Below are 13,995 nucleotides of genomic sequence, written 5' to 3'. Positions count from 1 at the left end.
GGCACGCAAGACCGGCTCACTCCTCGCGCTCACGAGCTCACCTGCTGCCGTCACCGGCGGGCCTCCTCGTCGGCCCGGTCCACCGCCTCCGGGTGGGTGACCGGCCGGCTCGGCGCCGGACGGTGGCGGACCAGGCTGGTCTCGCAGTGGTCGAGCCAGCGGACCTCGGCCTCGGCCTGGAAGATCATCGCGTCCAGCACCAGGCGCCAGGGCAGATCCTCCGGCTTGTCACTGCCGTACTTCAACCGGGTGAACTCCTGCAGGGCCCGCATGGTGGCGCTGCGCTGGGTCTGCACGACCGCGCGGACGTCCACGCCGGGGGTGGTGAGGGCCAGGGCCAGCTTGATCGACAGCTCGTCGCGGGGCCGGTCGGCCCGGCTGATCGGGGTCGCGAACCAGAGCGTGAGGTCCGCCCGCCCGGCGTCGGTGATCTCGTACGGCCGCTGCCCGGCCTCGCTCTCCGGCAACGAGCGGACCAGGCCGTCGCGCTCCAGCCGGGCCAGGGTGGTGTACACCTGCCCGATGTTCAGCGGCCAGGTCGACCCGGTCGACTCCTCGAACGCGGAGCGGAGCTGGTAGCCGTACATCTGGCCGCGCTCCAGGAGGGCGAGCAGGCCGTGGCGGATGGACATGGCCAGGAGTATGCATACCTGGTATGCGGTCCGCAACCGCAGGGTTCCGCCGGGTGACCGGGGCCTCCGCTCAGGCCGGCCGGCCCGGGAACGGCACGGTGACCGGGGTCACCCCGGCGGTGCGCCGCCAGCGGGTGGCCCGCAGCGCGCAGTCGGTGAGCGCCGCGAGCGCCCGGTTCCGGTCCGCTCCGGTGGTGTGCGGCAGGGCCGCCCGCCAGTGGCCCGCGCTGCGCTCCTCGATCTCGACGGCCAGCTTCAGGGCGCTCGCCCGGTCGGTCACCGGGTAGGGCAGCGCGTAGCCGGCCCGGTCGGCGGGGACCTGACCCCCGCCCGAGCTGAGCTGGAGGACGAGGGCGTCCCGGCGGGACCGGTGTGCCGCCTCGGCGGAGCGGGCGGCGGAGCGGGCCGCCCCGGTCAGGTGCACGCCGATCACGCCGTACGCCCAGATGGCCGCGTACTCGGCGGCGAGCGCGTCGCCGAGGGCCTGGGTCGGGCCGCTGGTCGGGGTCACTTCAACGCCTCCAGGTGGGTCGCCCGGGCCGCCGCGATCGACCCGAGCAGCGCGGCCCGCTCGGCGGGCGCGGCGGCGCACGCCTTCGCGGCGTTGTCCCGCCCCTCCTGCTCGGCCTGCCGCAGCTCGGTCCGGACCGTGTCCGGGTCGGCCGCGGCCCCCGTCGGGCTGGCGGCGGGACTGCCGGACGGTGCCGGCCGGCCGATGACCTTCCGCAACTCCTCGGCGTGCGCCCGGTGCGCGTCGGCGATCGCCGTGCACCGCTCGGCCAGCGCCGGGACGGCGGTGGCGGCGGCCCGGTAGCGGGCCTCCAGCGCGGTGGCCTCGGCCGCGAGCGGCTCCAGCGGATCGGGCGGCCGGGACTTGTCGTCGCGGTCGAAAAGATCACAGCCCGTCAACGGCACGGCCGCGCCGCCGAGCGCCACCAGCGCGCCGGCGCGCAGCAGCGCCCGCCGGGAATGCCCCGGTGCGCCCTGATCCGATGTCGTTCTGACCGTCGCCACCGGACAAGTCAACACCATCTCCGCCGCCCTGTGGGCCAGTGGCGTCGGTGCGCCGCCGGGCCCGCCGCCCGGCCCGCGCGTTACGCTCTGCGCAGCCACCGGGCGCGGACGCCCCGGTGGCGTGCCGGCATGGCGGGCCGACCGGCCCGCCCGAGCAGTGACACGACGGACCCTCGGGCCCGTGGCAACAGCAGAGAGGTGCGCCGAATGACGCAGCGTGGCCGTGCCACCCGGCCGACGGGGCCCTCGGGGCGCCCCCGCCGGTCCGACGGCCCCCGTGGCGCGGACCGGGGCGGCGCACCCCGCGGCGACCTGAACGCGCGCCGGGCCCGGCTGCGCGAGGTGATCGAGCCGGTGGTCACCGCCGCCGGCTACGACCTGGAGGACCTCTCCGTGTCCCGCGCCGGCCGCCGGCACGTGGTCCGGGTGATCGTGGACGCCGACGGCGGGATCAACCTGGACGCCGTCGCGGACGTCTCGCGGGCGGTCTCGGCGGCGCTGGACGCCGCCGAGGAGGCCGGCGGGGACATCGTGGCCGGCGAGTACCAGCTCGAGGTCAGCTCGCCCGGCGTGGACCGCCCGCTCACCCTGCCCCGGCACTGGCGGCGCAACGCCGGCCGGCTGGTCAAGGTGACCGTCCACGGCCCCGAGGGGGACCGGCAGGTCACCGGCCGGATCGCCGCCGCCGACGACGAGCGCGTGGCGCTGGAGACCGACGCCGGCCGTGCGGAGCACCCGTACGCCGAGCTCGGCCCCGGCCGGGTCCAGGTGGAGTTCACCCGCCTGGACGAGGTGGCCGACGAGGACTTCGGTGACGACACCGACATCGACGACGACGAAGATCTGGAGGACGAGGAGAGGTGAACATCGACCTCGCGGCGCTGCGCGCACTGGAGCGCGAGCGGGAAATCCCGTTCGACACGATCCTCGCGGCGATCGAGACCGCGCTGCTGACCGCCTACCGGCACACCGACGGCGCCGAGCCGCACGCCCGGGTGGAGATCGACCGCAAGACCGGGGCCGCCTCGGTGTACGCCCAGGAGGTGGACGCCGACGGCAGCGTGGTGCGGGAGTGGGACGACACCCCGCACGACTTCGGCCGGATCGCGGCCATGACCGCCAAGCAGGTGATCCTCCAGCGGCTGCGGGAGGCCACCGACGAGGTGCACTTCGGCGAGTACGTCGGCCGCGACGGCGACCTGGTCACCGGCGTGGTGCAGGCGCACGAGGCGCGGGCCGAGAAGGGCATCGTCAGCGTCGACCTGGGCAAGCTGGAGGGCGTCCTGCCCCAGTCCGAGCAGGTCCCCGGCGAGCGCTACGCGCACGGCGAGCGGATCCGCTGCGTCGTGGTGCACGTCGCCAAGGGCATGCGCGGCCCGCAGATCACCCTGTCCCGGTCGCACCCGGCTCTGGTGAAGAAGCTCTTCGCCCTGGAGGTGCCGGAGATCGCCGACGGCACCGTGGAGATCGGCGCCATCGCGCGTGAGGCAGGTCACCGCACAAAGATCGCGGTGCGCTCGACGGCCCAGGGGGTCAACGCCAAGGGCGCCTGCATCGGCCCGATGGGCCAGCGGGTCCGCGCGGTGATGAGCGAGCTGCACGGCGAGAAGATCGACATCATCGACTGGTCGGACGACCCCGCCACCTTCGTCGGCAACGCGCTCTCCCCGGCCAAGGCGCTGCGGGTGGAGGTCGTCGACCTGGCCAGCCGGACCGCCCGGGTGACCGTCCCGGACTTCCAGCTCTCGCTGGCGATCGGGCGGGAAGGGCAGAACGCCCGACTCGCGGCCCGGTTGACCGGTTGGCGGATCGACATCCGCTCCGACGCGGAGCAGAGCGGGGCGGCCGGCCGGGGCGGAGCTGATCACGTTCCCGAGGCGGGCGGCGCGATCTCGAGCAGCTAGGGGTAGACTTCCTCCAGTGGCACGACGCGCGCTGCCGGAGCGCACCTGTGTGGGCTGCCGGAAGCGAGCGCCGGCCAGCGAGTTGCTGCGGATCGTCGCGATCGGTGACGAGGCTGGTCATTACAGCCTCCGGCCTGATCCGGCTCGCAGACTGCCGGGTCGGGGAGCGAACATGCACCCGGATCCGGCCTGCTTCGCGCAGGCGGTGCGGCGCCGCGCCTTCGGGCGGGCACTGCGCGTCACCGGGGTCCCCGACCACGGTGCGCTCGCGGAGCACGTTGACGCGCAAACCCCGACGACCGGTCAGCCCGACCGGTCGAGGGTCGCTAGCAAGGTAGGACGACCGACATGAGCACACGATGAAGTCCCTGAAATGACCAGGCTTCAAGTGCACGAGTGAGGTCGCTGCGGGTGCTGCCCGCACGACCTCGGAGTGAGGAGTGCAGTGGCAGGAAAGGCCCGCGTACACGAGCTCGCCAAGGAGCTCGGGGTCGAGAGTAAGACCGTTCTCGCCAAGCTCAAGGAGATGGGCGAGTTCGTCAAGTCCGCGTCCAGCACCGTCGAGGCGCCCGTCGCCCGACGGCTGCGTGGCGCATTCGTCGCGTCCGCCGGTGGTTCCTCGGCGCCGACCGCCCCGCCGGCGGCCGCACCGAGCCCGGCAACGACCCCGACGCCGTCCCCGACCCCGGGCGCCCCCCGGGTCTCGGCCAAGCCGATGCCGCCGCGGCGGCCGGCCGCGCCGACCCCTGGACCGAAGCCCAAGGGCCCGGTCCCCGGCCCGCCGCAGCCGGCGACTCCGGTCGCCAAGCCGGCGAGCGCGCACGACATCGAGGTGGCGGCCGCCGAGGCGCGCGCCGCCGCCCTCAAGGCTGAGCAGGAGGCCGCGGTCAAGGCCGCGCAGGCCGCCCGCCAGCAGCAGCGGGAGAACGTCCGCCGCGAGCCCCCGACCGAGGGTGGTCCCCGTCCGGGGCCGCGTCCGGGTCCGAACGCGGCGCCGCCGCGTCCGGGTGCCCCGGCCGCCGGCCGTCCCGGTGGCCCGACCCCGGGCCCGGGTGCCCGGCCGGGCGGTCGTCCGCCGGCGCGCGGCGCCGGCAACAACCCGTTCGGCATCCAGGGTGGCCAGCAGCGGCCTCCGGCCGCCGGTGGCGGCGGTCCGCGGCCGAGCCCGGCGGGCATGCCGCCGCGGCCCAGCCCGGCTTCCATGCCGCCCCGGCCCAGCCCGGCCTCCATGCCGAGCCAGCGGCCGACCACGGGTCGCCCCGGCGGCCCCGGTGGCGGTCGTGGCGGACCCGGCGGCGGCGCGGGCCGTCCCGGTGGTGGCGGCGGCGGCTTCCGCGGCGGTCCCGGTGGCGGTGGCGGCGGCGGTGGTTACCGCGGCGGTCCCGGCGGCGGTGCCGGTGGCGGCGGTGGTTACCGCGGCGGTCCCGGTGGCGGCGGTGGTGCTCCCGGTGGCGGTTTCCGCCCGGGTGCCCCGGCCGGCGGCGGTGGCCGTCCGGGTGGTGGCGGTCGTGGCCGTGGCGGTGGCGCCGCGGGTGCCTTCGGGCGTCCCGGTGGCCGGCCGACCCGCGGTCGCAAGTCGAAGAAGCAGCGCAGACAGGAGTTCGACAACCTGTCGGCCCCGACCATGTCCTCGGGTGCCCCCCGTGGCCAGGGTCAGGTCGTCCGGTTGTCCCGTGGCGCCTCGCTGTCGGACTTCGCCGACAAGATCAACGCCAACCCGGGTTCGCTGGTCCAGGAGATGTTCAACCTGGGCGAGATGGTGACGGCGACCCAGTCCTGCTCCGACGAGACGCTGCTGCTGCTGGGTGAGCACCTCGGCTTCGACGTGCAGATCGTCAGCCCGGAGGACGAGGACCGTGAGCTGCTCGCGCAGTTCAACATCGACCTCGACGCCGAGGTCGCGGCGGAGCGCCTGGTCAGCCGTGCGCCGGTCGTGACCGTCATGGGTCACGTCGACCACGGTAAGACCAAGCTGCTCGACGCGATCCGCAAGGCGAACGTCGTGGCCGGCGAGGCGGGTGGCATCACCCAGCACATCGGCGCCTACCAGGTCCACGTCCCGCACGAGGGCGAGGACCGCGCGGTGACCTTCATCGACACCCCGGGTCACGAGGCGTTCACCGCCATGCGTGCCCGCGGTGCCCAGGTGACGGACATCGTGATCCTGGTGGTGGCGGCCGACGACGGCGTCATGCCGCAGACCATCGAGGCGCTCAACCACGCCAAGGCTGCGGACGTGCCGATCGTGGTCGCGGTCAACAAGGTCGACAAGCCCGAGGCGAACCCGGACAAGGTCCGCCAGCAGCTGACCGAGTACGGCCTGGTCGCCGAGGAGTACGGCGGCGACACCATGTTCGTCAACGTGGCGGCCAAGCCCGGCATCGGCATCGAGGAGCTTCTCGAGGCCGTGCTGCTGACCGCCGACGCGTCGCTGGAGCTGACCGCTCCGATCGACGGGCCGGCGCAGGGTGTCGCCATCGAGGCGCACCTGGACAAGGGCCGTGGCGCGGTGGCGACCGTGCTGGTGCAGAAGGGCACGCTCCGGGCCGGCGACTCGATCGTCGCCGGTGGGGCGCACGGCCGGGTCCGGGCCATGCTGGACGAGAACGGCAAGCCGGTCGACGAGGCCGGGCCGGCGCGTCCGGTCATGGTGCTCGGTCTGACCACGGTGCCGGGTGCGGGTGACACCTTCCTGGCCGCCGAGGACGACCGGACCGTGCGGCAGATCGCCGAGCAGCGGCAGGCACGGCGGCGGGCGGCGTCCTTCGCCAACTCCCGTGGCCGGGCGACTCTCGAGACGCTCATGGAGCAGCTCAAGGAGGGCGAGAAGACCTCGCTCAACCTGGTGCTCAAGGGCGACGTCTCCGGTTCCGTGGAGGCCCTCGAGGACGCGCTGTTCAACCTCGACATCCCGGAGGAGGTCCAGCTTCGGATCATCCACCGGGGCGTGGGTGCGATCACCGAGAGCGACGTCATGCTCGCGAGCGCCTCGTCCGAGGCGGTCACGATCATCGGCTTCAACGTGCGGGCCGCCAACAAGGTCCGCGAGATCGCCGACCGCGAGGGCGTGGAGATCCGGTACTACACGGTCATCTACCAGGCCATCGAGGAGATCGACGCCGCGCTCAAGGGTCTGCTCAAGCCGGAGTACGAGGAGGTCGAGCTGGGCACCGCGGAGATCCGCGACGTCTTCCGCTCGTCCAAGATCGGCAACATCTCCGGCTGTATCGTCCGGTCCGGCCTCATCCGCCGCAACGCCAAGGCGCGGCTGCTGCGGGACGGGGCGGTCGTGGCGGACAACCTCACGATCAGCTCCCTCAAGCGGTTCAAGGACGACGCGACCGAGGTCCGCGAAGGCTTCGAGTGTGGTCTGACGCTGGGCGGTTTCAACAACGTCCAGGTCGGCGACATCATCGAGACCTTCGAGATGCGGGAGAAGCCGCGCGCCTGAGCGGTGTGAACGACGGAGACGGCCGGGGCCCTGCGGGTCCCGGCCGTCGCCGTTCCCGCAGGCTGCGACAATCTCCGGCGTGCTCAGGTACGCGCTGCTCCTCGCTCTCTCCGCCAACCGCGTCTACGCCGACGCCGCCGGCCGGCTGGCCCGCGCCGAGCTGACCGTGTTCGCCGGGTCCGGGGTCCTCGACTCGGCGCCGGTCGACGCCGCGGTGGAGCGGATCGGCGGGGTGGAGTACCTGACCTTCTCGGTCCCGGCGCCCGGCCTCGGCGCCCGCGACCTGGCGCACCTCGCCAACCTGTCGGCGGCGTACGCGCTCTTCGAGCGGGTGGGCGACGACCTGCTCCGGCCGGTGCCGCTGCACCCCCTGGCCCGGTACGACTCCGACCTCGTCACCATCCCCAAGTACGCCGGCAAGACCAACGAGCAGTTCACCCGGCTGCTGCTCAACGTCACCGTGCTGGCATCGGCCTCGGCGCCCCGGATGCTGGCCGGGCCGGTCGTGGTGCTCGACCCGCTCTGCGGGCGGGGCACCACCCTCAACCAGGCGCTCATGTACGGCTACGACGGCATCGGCGTGGAACACGACGGCAAGGACGTGGACACCTACGCGGCGTTCCTGCGTACCTGGCTGCGCCGCAAGCGGCTCAAGCACACCGCCGAGACGGTGCCGGTGCGGCGGGACCGCAGGCTCGTGGCCCGGCGCTTCGAGGCGGTCCTCGCGCCGTCCCGGGACGCGCACCGGACCGGGGCGACCCAGCGGGTCACCGTGCTGCACGCCGACACCACCCGGGCCCGCGAGGTGCTCCGCCCCCGCTGCGCCGACGTGATCGTGACCGACGCCCCGTACGGGGTGGCGCACGGCAGCCGCACCGACACGGGCCTGTCCCGCAGCCCGCTGGACCTGCTCACCGCCGCCGTACCGGTGTGGCGGGAACTGCTGCGTCCGGGCGGGGCGCTGGGCCTGTCCTGGAACACCCGCGTGGCCCCGCGCGCCGCCGCCGAGGCGGTGCTGGCCGACGCCGGCCTGCGGGTGGTCGACGGGCCCGGCTGGCGGGACCTGGCGCACCGGGTCGACCAGGCGATCGAGCGGGACGTGCTGGTGGCGGTGGCGCACGACGACTCCGGCTCGGGGCGGCCCGGCGACCCGGAGCCGCCGGCGGAAACCGGGTGACCGCAGGAGTGCTCCTGCCGTACCGTTGCTCGCCGTGTACACCGGAACCGCGCAATTCGACCTGTTGCTCCCGGGGGACTCCCGGTCCCTGAAGGCCAAGCGGTCGTACGTCCGGCCGATCGTCGCGGCGCTGCGCCGGTTCGAGGTGTCCGCCGCCGAGGTGGGGGCCCTCGACCTGCACGGCCGCACGCAGATCGGGGTGGCCGTGGTGGCCGCCGAGCCGGCGCACGTCCGCGAGGTGCTCGACGCCTGCGAGCGGCTGGTGGCCGCCCGGCCGGAGGTCGAGCTGCTGTCGGTCCACCGCCGCCTGCACGGCGAGGAGGACTGACCTGCCGGTCGCAGGCTGGCGGCGGCCCCGCGCGGGGGCGGCGATCGCGCGGGTAATGTTCGGGATGTTGAGCGGTCGGACCGGCGGCGCCGCGCCGTCGTCCCCGGCCGACGGCTCCAGGTCCGGCAGTGCCGTCAGGCGCGCCGAGCGGGAGCCGTCGTAGGAAGCAGGAAGCCCTGGAGGTGGGGGACATGACGGATCCGGCCAAGGTACGCCGGCACGCGGAGCGCATCCGTGAACTTGTCGCGTCGGTGGTGCGGAGCCAGATCAAGGACCCCCGGCTCGGCATGATCACGATCACCGACGCCCGGATCACCGCCGACCTGCGCGACGCCACCGTCTTCTACACGGTGCTCGGCGACGCGACGGCCCAGGCCAGCACCGCCGCCGCGCTGGAGAGCGCCAAGGGCATGCTGCGCAGCACGGTGGGCAAGGCGCTCGGGCTGCGCCACTCGCCGACGCTGACCTTCGTCCTCGACGACGTGCAGGACCAGGTCAAGCACATCGACGACCTGCTCGCGGCGGCCCGCAACGCCGACGCCGAGGTGCAGCGCCTGGCGGCCAAGGCCGAGTACGCGGGCGAGGCCCAGCCGTACCGGGTCGAGGACGAGGACGAGGACACCGAGGACGCCGAGGTCGAGGCGACCGGGGACGAGGAGCCGCGCGGCGGCGACCGCCCGTGACCGGTCCCGCCGCGGGCGGCCCGCCGGCGGGCGCCGGCCCGACCGACAGCGATTGGGCGGCCGCCGTCGCGGCGGTACGAGGGCTCACCGCCACCGCGCGGGTGCTGCTCATCTGCCACGTCAACCCGGACGGCGACGCGCTGGGCAGCATGCTCGGCTTCGGGCTGGGCCTGCGCCGGCTCGGTGTACGGCAGCTCCAGGCGACCTTCCCCGGGCCGCCGGAGGTGCCCGAGCCGTTCCGCTGGCTGCCCGGTTCCGATCTGCTCGTGGCGCAGGACGACGCCTACCCGGATCCGGACCTGGTGATCTGCTTCGACGCGGCGAGCGAGTCGCGCCTGGGCGACCTGGTCGACCGGCTGGACAAGGCGGGCACCGCGCTGGTGCTGGACCACCACGCCTCGAACACCGGGTTCGGCGGCATCCACCTGGTCGACCCGCAGGCGGCCGCCACCTCGGTGGTCGCGCTGGGGCTGCTGGACCGGCTCGGGGTGCCGCTGGACGCGGAGATCGCGGCCGGCCTCTACGTGGCGCTCAGCACCGACACCGGCTCGTTCCGCTTCGAGGCCACCACGCCGGCCGTGCACGAGATGGCGGCCCGGCTGCTGGCCACCGGGGTCCGGCCGGGGGAGATCTCCCGGAGGATCTTCGACACGCGCCCGTTCGGCGCGGTCCGCCTCTTCGGCGAGGTGGTGGGCCGGGCGCGGCTGGAGCCGGCGGCCGCCGGCGGGCACGGGTTCGTCTGGACGTACGCCACCCGGGACGACCTGGCCCGGCACGACCAGCCGGCGTACGTGCTGGAGGCCCTTATCGACTCGGTGCGCTGCACGGCCGAGGCGGACGTGAGCTGCGTGGTCAAGCAGTCCGGCGACGCCGAGTGGGCGGTCTCGCTGCGCAGCAAGGGCGCGGTGGACGTGAGCCGGGTCGCCATGGCGCTCGGCGGCGGCGGGCACCGCTTCGCCGCCGGGTTCACCGGGCGGGGCACGGTCGACGAGGTGGTGGAGCGCATCCGCGCCGAGCTGCCGGGCGCCCTGCTGCCCGCCTGACCCACCCCGAGGGCGGGAACCGGGGGTGACTCCGGGGCGCGCCGGTCTTCCCGCGTTTCGTGACGCTGGGGACAATCGGGTGATGGATCACCCCCGTGAGCTCACCGTCGAGGCGCCCCGGGCCTGGGACCGCCCGGTCGTCTCCGTGCCGGTGCTGATCTGCCTCTCCCTGGTCGGCGGGCAGATGCCATCCTTCTCCGCCGCGGCCAACCTCTACACCCTGGGCACCGGCGGGGCGTTGATCTGGGTCGGCCTGAGCAACCGGGTGCCGCCCCGGCGGCCGGCGCCGCGGCGGCTGCCGTCCGGCGCGCTCTGGTGGCTGCTGCCGGTCACCGTCTTCGGCGTCCTGGAGGGCGCGACCTTCGTGCTGTCGGTGGGAGACGAGTTCCCCACGTTCTCCCGGCTGGCCGACCCCCTGCTGGAGGATCAGCTGGTCCGCTCGGCGGGCTGGTTCGCCTGGCTGACCGCGTTCTGGGGGCTGGTCCGGCGATGATGCGCACCCTGGCGATCGGCGGCTTCCTGGCCGCGCTGCTGCTCTTCGCGGCGGTCGAGTGGGCCGCCCGGCGGGAGGGCTCGCGCATCCCGTCCCTGGCCGACGTCTGCGCCTTCGTGATGCGCTACGAGGTCGGGCCCGTGCCGGTCGGGCGGATCGGCCTGTTCGGCTTCTGGTGGTGGCTGGGCTGGCACTTCCTGGCCCGGTGAGGCGCGCCGCCGGGCGTCGTTCCGTGCTGTCCGCATTGCGGGAACAGTGGGCAGCATGTGGAAAGTGAACGTTAATTTGGGTGAGGGCCGGCGCTTCGGCGCTGGTCACGGGGCGGTGGTGCCTCACCCGGTGCCGCCTCCCTCCAGGGTCAGACCGACCCGGGCACACGCTGCCGACGAGCCGCTCCGGTGATCCCGGACCGCACTGCCGGCGCTCAGCAGGCCGACGGCTCCAGGTCGCGGCGCGGCGGAAGGCGCGCCGGGCCGGAACGTCGGATCGCCCCGTAGGGCCGCCGTGCGTCGGTGGTCCGCACCCTGGAAGGGAACTCCCATGGCGACCAAGCGCAAGCCGCAGACCGAGAACACCACCGACGAGGCGCGCGAGCAGATGCGCCGCGCACTGCAGACCTCGATGGACACCCGCCAGTGACGGTGGCCGCCCGGCGGTGACGCCGTTCCACGACGTCACCGCCGCTCCGGTCGCCTCGATCTCCGCCCGCCGCGCGATCACCCGTTGGGTGATCGACCCGGGGGTGGCACCGGCCGGTAAGTAGTGGGCAGGGTTGCGTCCCTTACGCGGGGCGTGCCAGGATCGGCGGCGATGAGTCAGACAGTCGCGCCCGCCGTCCAGTCCGCCACGGCCCGGCGGATCGCCGCGCTCGCCCTGCCGGCCCTCGTGGTCCTCGCGGCCGAGCCGCTCTACGTCCTGGTCGACACGGCGGTCGTCGGGCACCTCGGGCGGGTCCCGCTCGCCGCGCTCGCCATCGGCGGCACCGTGCTGACGCTGACCGCCTGGCTCGGCACCGTCGTGGCGTACGGGACCACGGGGCGGTCGGCCCGGCGGTTCGGCGCGGGTGACCGGGCCTCGGCGGTGGCCGAGGGCGTGCAGGCGTCCTGGCTCGCCCTGAGCGTCGGGGTGCTGGTGGCGCTCGCCATGCAGGTCGGCGGCGGGTGGCTGGCGCGTACCCTCGCCGGCGGCCCCGGCGACGTGGCCGACGCGGCCGCGACCTGGCTGCGGATCGCGGCGCTCGGCGCGCCCGGGCTGCTGCTGGCGGCGGCCGGCAACGGCTGGCTGCGCGGCATCCAGGACACCCGGCGGCCGCTGCTCTTCGTGCTCGGTCCCAACCTGCTCTCCGCGCTGCTCTGCCCACTGCTGGTCTACCCGGCCGGGCTCGGCCTGGCCGGCTCGGCCGTGGCGAACGTGGTGGCGCAGACCATCTCCGGTTGCCTCTTCGCGGCGGCCCTGTTCCGCGAGCGGGTCCCGCTGCGCCCCCGGCCCCGGCTGATCGGCCAGCAGTTGACGCTCAGCCGGGACCTGCTCATCCGGGGCGTCGCCTTCCAGGCCAGCTTCCTGTCCGCGACCGCCGTGGCCGCCCGGTTCGGGGCCGCCGCGGTCGGCGCGCACCAGATCGCCGTGCAGCTCTGGTTCTTCACCGCCCTGGTGCTGGACGCCCTGGCGATCGCCGCGCAGTCCCTGATCGGCGCGGCGCTCGGCGCCGGCGACGCCGCCGCGGCGCGCGCCCTCGCCCGGCGGATCGCCCTGCTCGGCGGGCTCTGCGGTGTGGCGTTCGCGGTGCTCATCGCCGCCGGCGCCGGCCTGGTGCCGTCGTGGTTCAGCTCCGATCCGCAGGTACGCGAGCAGGCCATGGTCGCCTGGCCCTGGTTCGTGGCGCTCCAGCCGATCGGCGGCGTGGTGTTCGCCCTGGACGGCGTGCTGATCGGTGCGGGGGACGTCCGCTACCTGCGCAACCTGACCATCGTGGCGGCGCTGGGCGGTTTCCTGCCGGCCATCTGGCTGGCCTACGGGCTCGACCTCGGGCTGGGCGGGATCTGGGCCGGGCTGACCCTGTTCGTGGTGCTCCGGCTGGTCGCCCTGCTGCTGCGCCTGCGGTCCGGCGGCTGGGCGGTCGTCGGCGCGGTCCGCTGACCACGGCCGCCGGCCGTCAGCAGGTGTCCGGGAGGTCCAGCGTCGCGGCCGGGTCGAAGACCGCGTCCTGGTCCGGGCCGTCCGGGCCGCCGGTGTTGCTGGTGCCCAGGTCGAGCAGGCCCTTGTCGAAGGCCGCGCAGTCGATGTTGGCGGCGTACGAGTTCGCGTCCTCGATCCACAGCCCGTTCGAGCCGCGGTCGACGTCGTCGGGATGCGGCATGCTCCAGACCACCGTGTCGTGCACGACGACCAGCCCGTCGCCCGGCGCGGTGCTGCCGGTCTCGAAGGCGTACGACCAGACGAAGTTGGTGGTCACCGCCAGGATCCGCACGCCGTCGGCGTCCTTGGTGGCCCGGTAGCTGATCCGCCCCTTCACCCTGGGCTGGTCGTCGGTGAGCCGGGCGCCGGGCGCCAGCCGGGTGGCGTACGCGGCGAAGGTGTCCGACGCGAAGCTCTTGCGCATGTCGGCGCGGGCGTCCCGGGCGAACTGCCGGATGAGCGGCTCCGGGTCGTCCGCGGTCATGAACCGGCGGTCCAGCCGCGCGGTCACCAGGACCGTCCGGACCTTCGCCAGGGTGGCCGCCACCTGCTTCTCGGTGAACGGGCCGGTCCGCTTGGCGGCCGGCAGGACGATCCCCGCCTGCCCCTGCGGGAACCCGGCGGCCGGGGTGCCGTCGAAGGGGCCGGACGTCCGTGGCGCGGCGGACGTGGCGGCCGGTGCCGCGGACGTGGCCGCCGGTGCGCCGGGCGGCGGGCCGAACGTCGGGAACACCACCGGCGTCCCGCCCGAGGACGGCATCGACACCAGGATGGCCCCGCCGACCACCCCGACGAAGGCGAGCAGCAGCAGCGCCGTCACGCCGGTCAGCAGGGAGCCGGGGTGCCGGCTCCGCCAGCCCCGCAACCCCCCGTCGCGGCCCGGATCACCCGCGCCGGGCGGCGGCCGGCGCTGCCACTCCGGGCCCGCCGGCGGTCCGGGCGGTCCGGGCGGGTGGCCGGGCGGTCCGGGCCGGTGGCCCGGTGGCCCGGCGGGCTGGCGTGGTGGTGCGGAGTCCGGCCGATCGTCGGTCATCGCGGCCCCCGGTCAGGAGTGGGCGAGATGTCACCGAGTGTCCCACCTTGTCGCCCGACGCG

15 protein-coding genes are annotated in these 13,995 nt (G+C 74.8%); 11 read left to right on the top strand and 4 right to left on the bottom strand.

Features of this window, described 5'->3' with window-relative positions; all coding sequences use genetic code 11:
- Positions 1-50: 50 nt before the first annotated feature.
- The 3 genes from ABZ452_RS00150 to ABZ452_RS00140 form a co-directional block, all read right to left on the bottom strand.
- Complete coding sequence (locus tag ABZ452_RS00150) at positions 51-632, bottom strand: PadR family transcriptional regulator (protein WP_357937238.1); 582 nt, start codon at positions 630-632, stop codon at positions 51-53.
- Positions 633-702: 70 nt separating this feature from the next.
- Positions 703-1,143: a ferritin-like domain-containing protein gene (locus tag ABZ452_RS00145; RefSeq protein ID WP_357937236.1), complete on the bottom strand. Its 441-nt coding sequence runs from the start codon at positions 1,141-1,143 to the stop codon at positions 703-705.
- A complete protein-coding gene (locus ABZ452_RS00140) occupies positions 1,140-1,589 on the bottom strand; it encodes a hypothetical protein (RefSeq protein ID WP_357938143.1) in 450 nt (149 codons plus the stop codon). The genes ABZ452_RS00145 and ABZ452_RS00140 overlap by 4 nt, the downstream gene beginning before the upstream one ends.
- 264 nt (positions 1,590-1,853) lie before the next feature.
- Here ABZ452_RS00140 and rimP point away from each other — a divergent pair, with 264 nt between their 5' ends.
- The 11 genes from rimP (at position 1,854) to ABZ452_RS00085 (ending at position 12,861) form a co-directional block, all read left to right on the top strand.
- The gene (rimP, locus tag ABZ452_RS00135; protein ID WP_357937234.1) at positions 1,854-2,510 is read left to right on the top strand and encodes a ribosome maturation factor RimP; all 657 of its coding nucleotides are present in this window, start codon (positions 1,854-1,856) and stop codon (positions 2,508-2,510) included.
- The gene (gene nusA, locus ABZ452_RS00130; protein ID WP_357937232.1) at positions 2,507-3,550 is read left to right on the top strand and encodes a transcription termination factor NusA; all 1,044 of its coding nucleotides are present in this window, start codon (positions 2,507-2,509) and stop codon (positions 3,548-3,550) included. The genes rimP and nusA overlap by 4 nt, the downstream gene beginning before the upstream one ends.
- A 16-nt stretch (positions 3,551-3,566) precedes the next feature.
- A complete protein-coding gene (locus ABZ452_RS00125; RefSeq protein WP_357937230.1) occupies positions 3,567-3,902 on the top strand; it encodes a YlxR family protein in 336 nt (111 codons plus the stop codon).
- A gap of 93 nt (positions 3,903-3,995) precedes the next feature.
- Entirely contained in the window at positions 3,996-7,001 is a 3,006-nt protein-coding gene (gene infB, locus ABZ452_RS00120; protein WP_357937228.1) for a translation initiation factor IF-2, read from the top strand.
- 79 nt (positions 7,002-7,080) lie between these two features.
- Positions 7,081-8,178, top strand: a complete 1,098-nt coding sequence (locus ABZ452_RS00115; protein ID WP_357937225.1) for an SAM-dependent methyltransferase — start codon at positions 7,081-7,083, stop codon at positions 8,176-8,178.
- 34 nt (positions 8,179-8,212) lie between these two features.
- Entirely contained in the window at positions 8,213-8,506 is a 294-nt protein-coding gene (locus ABZ452_RS00110) for a DUF503 domain-containing protein (protein ID WP_357937223.1), read from the top strand.
- A 191-nt stretch (positions 8,507-8,697) separates the two neighbouring features.
- On the top strand, positions 8,698-9,189 hold the full coding sequence (rbfA, locus tag ABZ452_RS00105; RefSeq protein ID WP_357937221.1) for a 30S ribosome-binding factor RbfA: 492 nt from the start codon (positions 8,698-8,700) through the stop codon (positions 9,187-9,189).
- On the top strand, positions 9,186-10,232 hold the full coding sequence (locus ABZ452_RS00100) for a bifunctional oligoribonuclease/PAP phosphatase NrnA (RefSeq protein WP_357937219.1): 1,047 nt from the start codon (positions 9,186-9,188) through the stop codon (positions 10,230-10,232). The genes rbfA and ABZ452_RS00100 overlap by 4 nt, the downstream gene beginning before the upstream one ends.
- Positions 10,233-10,314: 82 nt before the next feature.
- Positions 10,315-10,725 (top strand): hypothetical protein, encoded by a 411-nt coding sequence (locus tag ABZ452_RS00095; protein ID WP_357937217.1) that lies wholly within the window; start codon positions 10,315-10,317, stop codon positions 10,723-10,725.
- A complete protein-coding gene (locus tag ABZ452_RS00090; RefSeq protein WP_208602894.1) occupies positions 10,725-10,934 on the top strand; it encodes a DUF6186 family protein in 210 nt (69 codons plus the stop codon). Before ABZ452_RS00095 ends, ABZ452_RS00090 begins: the two co-directional genes overlap by 1 nt.
- Before the next feature lie 601 nt (positions 10,935-11,535).
- Positions 11,536-12,861: an MATE family efflux transporter gene (locus ABZ452_RS00085; protein ID WP_357937215.1), complete on the top strand. Its 1,326-nt coding sequence runs from the start codon at positions 11,536-11,538 to the stop codon at positions 12,859-12,861.
- 16 nt (positions 12,862-12,877) lie between these two features.
- Here the strand turns inward: ABZ452_RS00085 and ABZ452_RS00080 are convergent, their stop codons facing one another.
- Complete coding sequence (locus tag ABZ452_RS00080) at positions 12,878-13,933, bottom strand: hypothetical protein (RefSeq protein ID WP_357937213.1); 1,056 nt, start codon at positions 13,931-13,933, stop codon at positions 12,878-12,880.
- Between the last annotated feature and the right edge of the window lie 62 nt (positions 13,934-13,995).

The organism is Micromonospora sp. NPDC005707, from assembly GCF_040631005.1.
Lineage (GTDB): Bacteria > Actinomycetota > Actinomycetes > Mycobacteriales > Micromonosporaceae > Micromonospora.
The sequence above is the reverse complement of the archived record's forward strand: the minus strand, read 5'-3'. Positions and strand labels throughout refer to the sequence as shown.